Origin of the sequence: Agrobacterium leguminum (genome assembly GCF_005144435.2) — a bacterium.
GTDB classification, from domain to species: domain Bacteria; phylum Pseudomonadota; class Alphaproteobacteria; order Rhizobiales; family Rhizobiaceae; genus Agrobacterium; species Agrobacterium leguminum.
On sequence record NZ_CP120212.1, the window covers coordinates 1,828,129 to 1,841,333 of the forward strand.

Consider the following 13,205-nt stretch of genomic DNA (forward strand, 5'->3'; position numbering starts at 1 on the left):
CCCTCACGCGGAAATCGCCGAGCCTTCCCGCTCGGTCACCACAGCATCGGCGCTGTCTTTTTCTGCGGGCGCCACGCGAGCCCAGCTATTCCAGCCGAGGCGGGCAGGGGCATCGGACTGGCCGAGGCGGCAAAAGGGAATGTCCTCCTTTTTCAGGATCACCTGCACATCGAAATGCAAGGCGCTTCCGACGAACAGGCGTGTCAGCGAAAATATCTCCGCAAGCCGCTTCGATCCGGGCGTCAGGGCCAGATAATCCGCATAGGCAACGGGACCGATCACGATCCGGAAGCCGCCGCTCATATCTTCGACAGCGCTTCCCGCCGTCGTGTTCTGTCCGAGCCTCAGCCCGGATGCCTGTCCGAGCTGGCTTTGTTCGTGAAGCGGCAAAGCCACCCATCGCCGGCGAAACTGTTCGACATTGACCGGAAGTCCCGTGAATTCGCAAAGCATCGAGGTGAGGGCCGAGACATTGCGGTTGCGGCCGGCCAGAAGGCCGCTGAACCGCAGGAGCGCATCTTCGCTCACGCCCGCCTTTTCCACCAGACCGGCTGTGCGGAACCCGGTGAGTGCAAGCAGGGTTTTACGAAAACCGTTCTCCCTCTGCTCGGCCGACCAGCGCAATCCCCTCGCGAGGCGGTATTTTTCCGTTGCGGATACGAACAGTTCGCTGAACCTTGCCGCGAACAGATTGAAGAAGCTTGCCAGTGCACCGGAGCGATTGCGCTCTTCCCGCTGCAGCAATTCGCCATAGGCCGGCGGTAGCGAACCGAGCGGCCCGACAATGGGCGCGAAGGCGGATTTCAGTTCGGCCTGGCCGCGTTTGCGGTTGAAACCGCTGATCGCCAGCGGGGTCGGCTGTGTTCCGCCATGGGCGCCGACGACAATCCCGTCATCCGCCGAAACGAGCTGCGCAACGCGAAACGCGGTGGCGGGCTCAAAGCGGCCGGGATCGTCGCTGAGAAGCGCCGCCTGCCGGTCTTTCATGGTTGGCGTTTGCTGTTCCATCCCGGTCTCCTAGAGCAGCGGCCGGTCGGCCGCGCGGGCTGGCCAGCGGGCAATCGGTTTGGAATGGCCGCGCATCGTCGCCGTCAGCCGGGTGAAACTGTTGATCGAGGTGTAGAGCCCGAAGAAATGATTGAGGACATTGGCGAAAACAAATGCGGCAGGCCGCGCGATCAGCGCGGGGTCGAACTCCACGGTGATGTCCGTTCCCGGCACCATCGCCGAGCCGATCCGGGCATGGGAATTCTGCGCCTTAACATTGCTGATCGCCTCCACGAGCTGCCGGGTTTCCGGGCTGTCCCTGAAGGAATAGAGCGAGAGAATGTCCTTCAGCGGCGCGCCGCCGCTGTCGGTGAGGGAGAGGTGGTTAAGGAGGAGATGCGAGATCAGCCGCCATTCACGCGCGGAGCGTTCGTTGACGCGGATCGCCGCCGTCGGCGGCATCAGCGCATGGATGGATTTCACCGCCTCGTTGCCGGTCGAAAGCTGCAGGAAGGGGTGGCCGCCGCCAAAGGGAAGCTGGCTTGGCAATTCGCGATTGATGCACAGCGTATCGATGCTCGCCACCATGTCGAGCGGTCCCAGCGGTCCGCGCTTCTGATCGACGAAGGCGATGTCCGTATCGGAGGAACCGTCGTCGTCGAAACGGCGCTGTATCTGCCAGAACACGTTCGCGCCGTTGTTGCGCTGGGTGCGGCCGAAGAACGGGGAGGTCTTTTCGGTCTGCCCGGAACGGCTGGTCAGTTGAACGTTTTCGACGGCATAGATTTCGCGGGTCCGCTGCCGCCGTGCATCCGGCAGCAGCCGGTATTCCGTGCGCGTGCCATCGAGGCTGAGCGGTTCGCAGCTTTGTTTGAACAGGTTGATGACCGGCGAGGCGTTCAGCACGAAATCCCGGACCGATACCATGCGCTCAAGCTGCGTGTCCGCCGCATCCAGATAGATGTAAAGTTCGCAATCGCCGCCGCTCCATTTTTGTAGCCCGTCGATATCGAGAAAGAGAAATTTCTGCGGCAGCGCGAAGAATTCGGTGAGAAGCCGGTATCCGTCAAAACTGTTGGCCGGATAGGGCAACATGGCCTGATCGCGCGTATAACCCGATGGCGTGAGATTGCCGGCGGGCAGGAAAACGGCTTCCTTGTCCTCGGCGTGCCGCGCAAGCGCCATGCCCACGCAATGATTGGTCAAAAGCTCGTAAAGCGCCGTGGCCTGCTGCCATGCGGCGGACAGAAAAATCTGAAGCTTCGTCAGGCCCATTTCCGGGAAAGTGCCGCCGCGCGGCGCCGTGCTGCGCAGCGAAAGCCGCAGGCAGCTGGCGGCGCCGGCAAACGAGGCCGAAAAAGGCGCGTCGATCGGCTGGCCGGAAAGCGTTGCGGCTGCGATTTGCAGCGGCGCGATCTCCACCGCCTGCGTGGTACGAAAACGGCAGCTTTCGCCGCCGACGGGCTCGGCGAGGATTTCGCTGTGCCGGGGAAGCGTCTGCACGGTTGCGAGCGCCGTGCTTGGGGTGAACTGAACCACGCTCATGGACGGGATCGGCGCAAGATAATGCGGGTAGAGCGTTTCCAAGAGGCTGTCGGACAGTTCGGGAAATTCGTCGTCCAGCTTCTGGCGCACACGGGCGGCGGAATAGGCGAAACTCTGGATCAGCCGCTCGACATGCGGATCGTCGGCAACATCGCCCGTCATGCGCAGCCGGCCGGCAATCTTCGGAAACGCCGCCGCAAAACGCGATGCGCGTTTTCGGAGCGCGAAGAGTTCGTCATTGTATTTTTCGAGAAAGCCGTCAGCCATTCGTCGCCTCCACCAGGAATCGCTGTGTGGACGGATCGATCCGGGATTCGAAGCTGATCGGCGGCATGCCTTCCTGAAGGCGGAAACTCGCCTGTATGCGCATGCGAAGCGCCCGGTCGCCATCCGTGCGGTTTTTCAGGATCGTCACATGCACATCGCCAAGGCGGGTTTCGAACAGGGAAATCCGCCGCTCGATGCTGCGTGCGAGCCGCGCCTTGGAGGCATCCGTTACCAGATTGGCCGAAAGAATGCCGTCCACGCCATAGCTCACCAGCGCATCGGTAAGCTCTTTCAGCGCCGCCGGCGGACCGGCGGGGTTACGGCGGGTATTGAGCAATGCCTCGAGATCGCGGCGGATCACCTCGCGCATCTCGCGCGCCTGATCCTTCAGGCTGACGAGCATATCCGTTTCCGCATCCGGTGCGTCATCGAGCAGCCGGTCCAGAACGGAGCGTGACAGCGTTCTCTGCCGCGCGCGATATTGCTCGAGCGGATCAACCACGGGCGATCTGCCTTTCATCGTCGGAGGCGGCGGAAAGGGAGCCGATTTCGTGGAACGGCACCATATCGTCGCCAATCAAAAGGCAGCGTTGGCCCTGCCCGGTTGCCAGAGGCTGGTCTTCCTCGCTCCATCGGGTTTCCCGGCCGAGGAGGAGGCTGACATCGTCCTTCGCACCGTGATAGATCGCCGGAAGCAGCACGGATGCGACCGCGCCGTCGCGCAACGTCAGCTCAGCCCCACGAAAAGCAAGGTCGCGCGGGCGGCTCATAGGGTCGATGGCGAGGCTTTCTATGCGACCGTAATCGATCCACAGGTAGCGGCCGCCATTGGTCAGCACCTCCAGCGCATGCGGAATCCGGTCGTCCAGATCGCGAATATCGCCGGCGCTCTTGCCGTTGCGGCCGATTGGTACATTGCCGCGTTTTTCATCGAGTTCAGCCAGTGCGGTTCTGGCGGCATCCGCATCGCCGCTGCGTGCAGCGATATTCGCCCGGATGGCCAGCTGATCGAATTCGGACGGACCGCCGGGGAAATCCGGCACCGCGCCGTTTTCGAACCACGCATTGCGTGCGGCCATGGCGCGCAGTTGGTGGCGAAAAAGAGAAAAGCCGACGCTTTCCTGCGGCGAGAATGTTGCGGCCAGATTGCATTGCGCATCGGCCTTCTCATAGTCGCCGGCAAGGACCAGCAGGTCGATGTAGAAATGGCGGCCATCCTTGTCGGTTGGCTTCGTTTTGACGTGTTCGCGCGCAAGCCCGATCGCGTCCTGCAGCCGGTCATCGTCGAGAAGGCGGGAAATATCGTCGCGCAGCGTCATGCGGGTATCCTTTGCGGCTCGGCCGGAGACCGGGATGCGGCGGCGGGCGGCATCATGGTTTCGGCAATGAGGTGGAAGCTCGTGGAGACGTCATCGAGCTGGAAATGCGGCTGAAGGCGCACGGTGCAGGAGAATGTTCCGGGCTTGCCGGGAACCTCGAAGACGTTGATCCCGGCGGAGCGCAGCGGGTAGCGCGTGCGCAGCGCCGCTTCGGCATCGTCATTGCCGAGCGTGTAGGAGGAAAGCCAGCCTTCCAGTTTGCGCTCTATCGTCGAGGCATCGCTCAGCTGGCCGATATCGTCGCGCATGATGACCTTGAGGTAATGCGAGAACCGGGAGGCGCACAGAACATATTGCAGCATGGCCGCGAGGCGGGCGTTCTGTCTTGCCGCTTCGCTGGAATAATGGCCGGGTGCATGCAGGGACTGGTTGGCGTTGAAGATCGCCATGCCGGAGAGATAGGTGGTGGAGACGGGCACGATGCCGAGATCGGAAAATTGCTGTTCCTGCCCGGTCGTCAGCTGCACTTCGACGGGCGGCTGCGCGGAAAGGCCGTTGCTTTCGATGCCGAGATCGAGCGGCGGCAATTGCCGGGAAGAGAGCATACCGCCATCCACGGCATCCTGCGTCACACCGCGCAGATCCGCAAACCAGCCGGAATCGACGAAATTGCGCACCACCACCGTTGCGAAGGCAAAGGCGGCATTGCCCCACAGCAGGGTCTCGCCGCTTTCCGCCACATGCTCGCGGAACGGAAATCCGTCATCGCGCTCCCGCGCATAGGGCCTGTAGGGCGAGCGCAGCAAAACGCGCGGCGCAACAAGGCCGACGAAGCGGGAATCGTCGCGTGCGCGCAGCGCATTCCACCGCAGCCGCGATTTATCCTGCTTCAGCGAGGAAAAGTCGTGAACCCGGCTGAGTTCGGCGAAGTCCTGCAGGCCGACGGCGGAAGGTGCGGCCGCCGCGACGAAGGGGCAGAAGGCGGCCGCAGCCACCATGCCGATCTGCGACAGCGTGGTGATGGAATCGGCGCCCTGAAGATCATCGGGGGAAAAGGCGTAGTCGCCGATCAACAGGCCGACCGGCTCGCCGCCCGGCATGCCAAATTCGCGATTATAGACGACTTCGAAAAGATGGCTCTGGTCGAAGTCGGTGGCGCGTTCCGTGTTGCGGGCAAGATCGCGCCAGCTGGCATTCAGCATCTTCACCTTGACGTCGGCGCCGCGGCCAGCCTCACGAACGACCATGGCAAGCCCGCGCCATCTCGCTTCCATCGCCTGAAAATCAGGGTGATGGAGAATGGCGTTCACCTGGCCGGTCAGCGCATCGTCGATGAGGGCGATGAGCTGGTCGACGAAAATGCGGGCGTCCGGAAAGGACTGATGCGCCATGAGCGGGCTCCGGGTGACGAACGGGGCCGGGGTGGCGGACCACCCCGGTCCGGGTTCAGTTCTTGGACGGAATGCGGGCGACCATGCGCAGCGAGGTCGTCAATTCTTCCATCTGCAACCAGGGCCGCATCCATGCGACCGCATTGTAGGCGCCGGGTTTGCCCGGCACTTCCTGCACGGTCACCTTGGCGTCGCGCAGCGGATATTTCGCCCGGCTTTCTTCGCCCGCTTCGTCATTGGCGTTGACGTAGTTGGCGATCCAGCGGTTGAGCCAGACTTCGCAGTCGGATGCTTCCATGAAGGAGCCGATCTTGTCGCGGCCCATCACTTTGAGGTAATGCGCGAAGCGCGACGTGGCCATGATGTAGGGCAGGCGGGCCGAAACGGCGGCGTTGGCCGTGGCTTCCGGCTTGTCGTAAAGCTTCGGCTTGTGCGCCGTCTGGGCACCGAAGAACACCGCATAATCCGTGTTCTTGTAGTGGCAGAGCGGCAGGAAGCCGAGCTTGCCCAGTTCCGCGTCGCGGCGGTCGGTAATGCCCACTTCCGTCGGGCATTTGAGATCGAGATCGCCGTCATCGCTGGAGAAGACGTGCATGGGCAGATTTTCCACCCGGCCGCCATTTTCCGCACCGCGGATCGCCGTGCACCAGCCGCTCTTTGCAAAAGCGTCGGTCAACTTCGTTCCCATGACATAGGCGGCGTTCATCCAGCAATATTCGTCATGCTGCAGGTCGCCATTCACCGCACCCCTGGTTTCGTCATAGGCGAAATCGTCGATCGGGTTGGTTTTCGGGCCATAGGGCATGCGCGCCAGAACACGCGGCAGAGCGAGCGTGACGAAACGGGAATCGTCGCTTTCGCGGAAGCTGCGCCACTTGGCATATTCGACCGTATCGAAGATCTTCTCGAGATCGCGCGGACGGGCTAGATCGCGATAATCCTCGAAGCCGAACATCTGCGGGCTTGCCGCCGAGATGAACGGTGCGAAAGCCGCCGCCGCAATCGACGAAACCCCCTGCAGCAGCTGTACGTCATCAAAGGAATTGTCGAATTCGTAATCGCCGATGATCGCGCCGAGCGGTTCGCCGCCGGGGGTGCCGAATTCGTCTTCGTAGATCGCCTTGAAGAGACGCGACTGATCGAATTCCACGGCCTTTTCCAGATCGCGCGCCAGTTCCCGTTTGCCGGCGTTCATGACGCGGATCTTCAGGTTGACGCTCGTTTCGGAATTCTTGACGAGATAGTTGAGCCCGCGCCAGGTGCCTTCGAGCTTGGCGAATTCCGGCGCCTGCATGATGGCGGCGAGCTGTTCGGAAATCGTCCGATCCAGTTCGGCAATCGCATGGTTGAGGGTGACGGTGAGGTTGCGGTCGTATTTGACCGTTCCCTTCAGCGCCTGATCTGTCAGCGTGCGCAGAAGATTTTGCGCGCGGTCCGGTTCGGTCTGGCGGGTTGCGGCAACCACCTTGGACAGCAGTCCCTGATCTTCGGCGGTCGTTGCCTGTGCTTCGTTTTTCAGCAGGCTTTCAGCGCTCATGTTTCAGTCCTTCCACATGCGGCTTTGAAAAAAAATGCCGCTTGAACAGTTGAAGCCCCGCAATCGGGGCCGTTCGGGGAGGTTTTCCTCCGCACAGGCGATTATTTGCTCGCGCCGTTCTTTTCCTTGAGTTCGGAAACCAGCGTTGCGAGATCGGTCTTGTTCTGCAGAATATCTTCCAGCATCCGCTCCAGATCTTCCGAGCGGTCGGCCTTGGAAAGCAGGTCGCGCAGCTCGTTGCGGGCGTCCAGAAGCGCCTTGAGGGCGGGAACCTGCTGCACGACGGCGCCGGGTTCGAAATCGTCCATGCTTTCGAACTTCAGGTTGACCTGCATGTCCGTGCCGTCTTTCTGCAGCGTGTTGGCAACGGCAATGTTGAGGCCAGGCGTCATGCGGCGCATCACCTCATCGAAATTGTCGCGGTCGATCTGAACGAATTTACGTTCGCCGAACGGCTTCAGCGGCTGGGTCGGATTGCCCGAGAAATCGCCGAGAACGCCGACGACGAAGGGCAGTTCCTTGACCACCATCGCGCCTTCGGTTTCGACTTCGTATTTGATGTGGACGCGGGGCTTGCGAACCCGTTCCAGCTTTTCGTGTACACTTGCCATTTCAACCTCCTTGATGCCCCTTGGCATGGCTGACTGTTACGGGACGGCGTTTCCGTCCCTTGCCTCGTTATTTTCCGTTGTTGTCTCCGCCGGGCTTAATCCCGGCGGCCGTCAGAACTGCATTGCGGGCCTGTGCCTCGGGCAGAAGCTCCGCCAGCAGTTCGGAAAAATCCATGCGCCCCCTGCGAACCAGCGTTTCGATGGAAAGAGAGATCGGCGAATGCGGTTCGGTTCGGCGAAAGTAACGCGCAACCGAAAGAAGAGTTTCAAACGCTTCATCGCGTGACGATATGCCTTCCGGTGACGTCGCGGCTGTTCGTACCGCCGGTTGCCCGTTGTCGTTGGTTCCAGGAACCGCGGCTGCCGCCTGCTCGACCGGTGCCGGTTCCTGCTCGCGCCCGCCCAGCGTGCGGATGGCCGCAGCAGCTTCGATGAGCGTGTTGCGGATGTTGGAGCTGGGTGGCGCGGACTGGCCGCAGCGTTCGGAAAGAACCGCCATGATGGCGTCGAAGCTGGAGAGGCAGGCGTTCACCTCCGCCAGATGGGAAGACATGGCGGCAACGCCTGCTTCGGATGCCAGCCGATACAGTTCTTCGCGCCGTTTGCTCTCGTTCGGTCGCTGCGCCAGCTGGAAATCCCAGAGGCTGTGCTCTCCAAATTTCCCTCCAGGGATCAGCGGCGCAAGCCGGAGCGGCTGCACAAGCGTTCCCTCGGTACCGATGCCGTTCAATCCCGCAAAAGGTGCAAATTTTTCCTCATCATTATCATCGCTGATGGAGCGTAATGAGTCCCAGTGGTTGTAAAAAAGATCGCCACAAAGCTCATAGATTTCGCGCAGTCCAGGAAAGCCACGCAACCTCAGGCTTGCTTCGGCAAGCCACGCCAATATTTCTATGTCCTTGCTTTCGGAATATATAATCTGCAATCCAAGATTGCTGACACTGTCCCAGCTACTGGAGATCTTTAAGTTATCCTGTGGGGACGCGGCGCGCTCTTCTGTGCGTGCCTGGTTTCTTTCATCCTTAATTCTATAGTATATTTCACGCGTTCTTGAATCGTTGCGGATATTTTCTCCGCAATCTCCAAAAAATTCTATATCTCTTTTAACATGCGGCGCGTTCAAGAGCAGTCTATCCCCAGAAAATAGTAATGGATTTTTTGTAGTTACTTCCCTTACGTAAGGCTATTCCTCAGACAGACTTATTCAAAATGTGTCTAAATTGTGGCGTCTACTGCCTAATCTAACCCGATAAAAAATAAACTTCGGGGTGGACAACCCGGTTTCATCATCATAGTTATTCCACGTCACGTTGTGGAATGAACCCGGGCAGGAGGCTCATTGCATGTCGCATATCGATCTCAATCGCCTCGTTGAAGCGCTTGAGCCTGACCTGCGCGTCACCCTTGAAGCTGCGGCTTCTATTGCGGTGCGTATGGGGCACAGGTACGTGGATATCCCGCATTGGCTGCTGGCGGTTGTAGATGCCGGCATCTATGCGAAAACATTCGAGGAATTAAAAATTCCACTTCCGGTATTGCAGGCGGAAATCGGCCGCAGCCTGGAAGAGGCCGTTATCGGCGATGGCGAGGCTTTGTCGCTCTCCCAGAACGTTCTGACGGCGGGCCGCGAGGCATGGGTTCTCGCGTCGCTGGAGGCCGGGCGCGACCGCGTGACGCTTTGCGACCTGCTTCTGGCGATGGACGAGGAAACCTCGCTCCGCTCTTTCGTCCGCTCGGCATTTCCGTCGCTGAAGGCGATGGATCGCGCGGCTCTCGTACGCCTTCGCAGTTCCGTTGAAGACAACAGCGGAAAAGACGTTTCTTCCTCGACGGCGGGTGCAGCGCCGACCGCCGGCCAGAACGATTTTCTGCGCCTTTACACCCAGGACATGACCGCCGACGCCCGGAACGGCAAGGTCGATCCGGTGATCGGGCGCGATGATGAATTGCGCCAACTCGTTGATATTCTTACGCGCCGTCGTCAGAACAATCCCATTCTGGTGGGCGAGGCCGGTGTCGGGAAGACGGCGGTCGCGGAAGCGCTGGCGCTGGAAATCGCGTCCGGAAATGTGCCGGAAAAATTGCGCAACGTCCGCCTGCTGAACCTCGATATTTCGCTGCTGCAGGCCGGCGCGGGCGTGAAGGGTGAGTTCGAGCGCCGTCTTCATGGCGTGATCGATGCCGTAAAACGCTCGGCCGAGCCGGTCATCCTGTTCATCGACGAGGCGCATGGCCTTGTCGGCGCAGGCGGTGCGGCCGGACAGGGCGATGCGGCCAATATTCTCAAGCCCGCTCTCGCGCGCGGCGAAGTCCGCACCGTCGCGGCCACGACCTGGAGCGAATACAAGAAATATTTCGAAAAGGATGCGGCGCTGACGCGTCGTTTCCAGCCCGTGCATGTGCGCGAGCCGGATGAGACGACCGCGATCCGCATGTTGCGCGGTGTCGCCGACAGCTTCGTCAGCCATCATAACGTTGTGGTTCGTGACGAGGCGATTGTGGCGGCGGTGCAATTATCCGCGCGTTACATGCCGGCGCGGCAATTGCCGGACAAGGCCGTCAGCCTTCTCGATACGGCTGCGGCTGCCGTTTCGCTGGCGCGGCAGACCCTGCCGGAACGGCTGCGCGCCATGGAAAGCGAGCGGCGTCTTCTGACCGATGAGTTGAACTGGCTTCTGCGTGAACCGCAGGATGCCGAGATGCACAGCCGTATCCAGTCGATACGCGACGAAGTCGAGAAGCTCGAGAGCGGAATCGACGATCTGCGCGGCCGTTACGATGCGGAAATGGCTGAACTCAGCGAAGAGCAGCCCGTTGAAACCGGCGCGTCGAATGTGTCGCGTTTGCGGCCTGCGGCTGAGACCAAACCGGCAAATGCCGAAAGACTAGTGCCGACGGTGGTCGATCGTGAAGCGATTGCATCCGTCGTATCGCGCTGGACCGGAATTCCGCTCGGTAAACTTCTGGCCGACCAGATCGAAAGCGCGCGCACATTGGATGCGCGCATGCGCCAGCGGGTTGTGGGGCAGGATGCTGCAATTACCCGCATTGCCGATGCCATGCGCACCGCCCGTGCCGGGTTGTCCGATCCGCGTCGCCCGCCCGCCGTGTTCTTCCTCGTCGGCATGTCCGGAACGGGAAAGACCGAGACGGCGCTGTCGCTCGCCGATCTGCTCTATGGCGGCAACAGCCATCTGACGACGATCAACATGTCGGAGTTCAAGGAGGAGCACAAGGTTTCACTGCTTCTCGGTTCGCCGCCCGGTTATGTCGGTTTCGGCGAAGGCGGCGTGTTGACGGAGGCGGTGCGCCGCCGGCCGTTCGGCGTTCTCCTTCTCGATGAGATCGATAAGGCCCATCCCGGCGTCCAGGATATTTTCTATCAGGTGTTCGACAAGGGCGTGCTGCGCGATGGCGAAGGCCGCGATGTCGATTTCAAGAACACCACGATCTTCATGACGGCCAATACCGGTTCGGAACTGCTGGCCGCGCTCTCCGCTGATCCGGATACGATGCCGGAAGGCGAGGCGTTGGAAGCGCTGCTGATGCCGGAGCTGACCAGACAGTTCAAGCCCGCATTCCTCGGGCGCACGATCATCCTGCCCTTCATGCCGCTCGGTGCGGAAGAGCTCGCAAGGATCGTGGATATGCAGATCGGCAAGATCAGGGAGCGTGTTCTCGCAACATACGGCGCCGACCTGACCCTTTCCGATGCCGCGCGCGACGCGTTGGTGGCGCGCGCCGGTGCAAGTGAAATTGGCGCACGCGCCATCGAAATCATGATCGGCAAGGATCTCCTGCCGCCTCTTTCCAGCTTTTTCCTCGAAAAAGTCATCGCGGGAGAACGCGTGGGCAAGATCGTTGTCGATTTTGGTGAAAACAGGTTCGGCATTCGTGCCGAAGCGGCTGGGGAAACAGATGAATTCGCCGCGTCCGAAGAGGGTGGGGTGGATAAAGTTGCCGCGTCGGATGGGGCTACCCGACGCATGCGGCATTAAACGAAGGGTAACGCGGCCTCGAAGCAAGAGGTCATTTCAGCTACAGGAGCTTACAGCATGCCAATTTATCTGCAGATTGACGGTATCCAGGGCGACGCCACGCATGAGGAACACCGCAAGTGGATGGACATCGAAGCCATTCACTGGAACGTAGCGCGCAACATGAACACGTCTGCCGGTTCTGCTGCAAACCGCGAAGCATCCGAACCGACCATTTCGGAAGTCATTCTGACCAAGGTTAGCGATTCTTCTTCCACCAAGCTTTTCCAGGAAGCCTGCGCCGGCCGCACTGGCAAGCTCGCAACCATCCATCTGGTGACCACGGGCAATCCGGGTAACACCTATATCGAGTATCTGCTGACGAACACACTCATCGCCAGCTACTCGGTGGATTCCAGCGGTGACCGTCCGGTGGAAACCATCAAGCTCAACTTCACCAAGATGGAAGTGAAGTACACGCCGTTCGACGACAACAACTCGCCGCAGTCTCCGATGATCGCCTCTTACGATCTGGCGACGACGAAGGCCGCTTGATAGCGACGCGACCCGGTGCCGGCATTTGCCGGCACCGGAACGTTTTCATTGCAGTTTTGCAGCTCACGTCGTGATGTTTCTCATCCACGTTGGACGAGGCGGGTTTTTCATGCGCTCCCTATATGCGTTTTTTGTTTCCGTGCCGGTTGTTCTGGCTCTATCCGGTCTTTCGCCGGCGGGTGCCGAGGAACGGACATGGATATTCTCCGGTGCTGAACTCAAGCAGGCCATCGAGGGCAAGCTTGCCCCGGAAGTGTCTGATCCGGAAATGCGGCGGCTGGTTTCCGTCGCAAAATCGAGCGCCTATATCGCCGGTGTGGCCGATCTGACAAGCGGATCGGACTGGTGCGGTGCGGGTGCCGTGGCACCCCATGAACTCACCGACCGGATTTACACCTATCTCGGCGATCTTCCTGCGGAAAAACTGGATGAACAGGCAGCCACTCTCGTGCGGGAGGCGCTCAAGGTCTCCTTTCCCTGTGAGCAGAAAAGTAACTAGTGGGATGAACCATGCGTGTTAACTTTGACACTCTCTATAAGAATTATCCGAGCAGCGACCCGTCGCATCCGAACTATCTCAGCCAGCGTGATCTGTTCACGGAAATCGGCTGGGACGATTTCATCGGCAATCCGAACTATCACAATACCTGCGCCATCCGCGTCAGCATCGCTTTCGTGAAGTCGGGCATCAACATCGTGCCCGCCTCGCACCGCATCCAGAAGGCCCCCCATGCCGGTAAGGGCATAGAGGTGAACATGCGCCGCCTTGCCACCCTGATGAAGCGGACGAGCTATCTTAGCGAACCCGAGCCTTTCACCTCAGCGACGGCGCGTAACGGCATCGGCGCGCGCAACGGTGTCGTGGCGTTCAACAATATCCCCGGCTACACCGGCGGCGGTCATATCGATCTTGTGCGCGGCGGCTCGGAGGCCACCCAATGCGCATCGGCCTGCTACTACAATTCGGAAACGATCTGGTTCTGGCCCCTGCAATCCAGCCGCGGGTCCTGATTAGG

General features: G+C 60.5%; 12 protein-coding genes. 4 read left to right on the forward strand and 8 right to left on the reverse strand.

Annotated elements, in window-relative coordinates:
* Positions 1-3: 3 nt before the first annotated feature.
* The 8 genes from tssG to tssA all read right to left on the reverse strand — a co-directional run bounded on the left by tssG (position 4) and on the right by tssA (position 8,780).
* Entirely contained in the window at positions 4-1,008 is a 1,005-nt protein-coding gene (tssG, locus tag CFBP4996_RS22905) for a type VI secretion system baseplate subunit TssG (protein WP_059761085.1), read from the reverse strand.
* A gap of 9 nt (positions 1,009-1,017) precedes the next feature.
* Positions 1,018-2,799, reverse strand: a complete 1,782-nt coding sequence (gene tssF / locus CFBP4996_RS22910; protein ID WP_080853680.1) for a type VI secretion system baseplate subunit TssF — start codon at positions 2,797-2,799, stop codon at positions 1,018-1,020.
* Positions 2,792-3,301, reverse strand: a complete 510-nt coding sequence (tssE, locus tag CFBP4996_RS22915; protein WP_059761081.1) for a type VI secretion system baseplate subunit TssE — start codon at positions 3,299-3,301, stop codon at positions 2,792-2,794. Before tssE ends, tssF begins: the two co-directional genes overlap by 8 nt.
* A complete protein-coding gene (locus CFBP4996_RS22920; protein WP_080853679.1) occupies positions 3,294-4,118 on the reverse strand; it encodes a type VI secretion system accessory protein TagJ in 825 nt (274 codons plus the stop codon). Before CFBP4996_RS22920 ends, tssE begins: the two co-directional genes overlap by 8 nt.
* Positions 4,115-5,509 (reverse strand): type VI secretion system contractile sheath large subunit, encoded by a 1,395-nt coding sequence (gene tssC, locus CFBP4996_RS22925; protein ID WP_080853678.1) that lies wholly within the window; start codon positions 5,507-5,509, stop codon positions 4,115-4,117. The genes CFBP4996_RS22920 and tssC (CFBP4996_RS22925) overlap by 4 nt, the downstream gene beginning before the upstream one ends.
* A gap of 55 nt (positions 5,510-5,564) precedes the next feature.
* Positions 5,565-7,046: a type VI secretion system contractile sheath large subunit gene (gene tssC / locus CFBP4996_RS22930; protein WP_059761077.1), complete on the reverse strand. Its 1,482-nt coding sequence runs from the start codon at positions 7,044-7,046 to the stop codon at positions 5,565-5,567.
* 101 nt (positions 7,047-7,147) lie between these two features.
* Positions 7,148-7,657: a type VI secretion system contractile sheath small subunit gene (gene tssB / locus CFBP4996_RS22935; RefSeq protein ID WP_035263819.1), complete on the reverse strand. Its 510-nt coding sequence runs from the start codon at positions 7,655-7,657 to the stop codon at positions 7,148-7,150.
* A gap of 67 nt (positions 7,658-7,724) precedes the next feature.
* Positions 7,725-8,780 carry a type VI secretion system protein TssA gene (gene tssA / locus CFBP4996_RS22940; RefSeq protein WP_080853677.1) on the reverse strand — a complete coding sequence of 352 codons (1,056 nt, stop codon included), beginning with the start codon at positions 8,778-8,780 and terminating at the stop codon, positions 7,725-7,727.
* Positions 8,781-9,000: 220 nt separating this feature from the next.
* On the opposite strand from tssA, the gene tssH reads away from it, so the two are divergent.
* The 4 genes from tssH (at position 9,001) to CFBP4996_RS22960 (ending at position 13,200) form a co-directional block, all read left to right on the forward strand.
* A complete protein-coding gene (gene tssH / locus CFBP4996_RS22945; RefSeq protein WP_080853676.1) occupies positions 9,001-11,655 on the forward strand; it encodes a type VI secretion system ATPase TssH in 2,655 nt (884 codons plus the stop codon).
* A gap of 57 nt (positions 11,656-11,712) precedes the next feature.
* Complete coding sequence (locus CFBP4996_RS22950; protein ID WP_003504561.1) at positions 11,713-12,189, forward strand: Hcp family type VI secretion system effector; 477 nt, start codon at positions 11,713-11,715, stop codon at positions 12,187-12,189.
* A gap of 109 nt (positions 12,190-12,298) precedes the next feature.
* On the forward strand, positions 12,299-12,688 hold the full coding sequence (locus CFBP4996_RS22955; protein WP_059761069.1) for a Rap1a/Tai family immunity protein: 390 nt from the start codon (positions 12,299-12,301) through the stop codon (positions 12,686-12,688).
* Positions 12,689-12,699: 11 nt separating this feature from the next.
* Positions 12,700-13,200 (forward strand): type VI secretion system amidase effector protein Tae4, encoded by a 501-nt coding sequence (locus CFBP4996_RS22960; RefSeq protein ID WP_080853675.1) that lies wholly within the window; start codon positions 12,700-12,702, stop codon positions 13,198-13,200.
* The last annotated feature ends 5 nt before the right edge of the window (positions 13,201-13,205 follow it).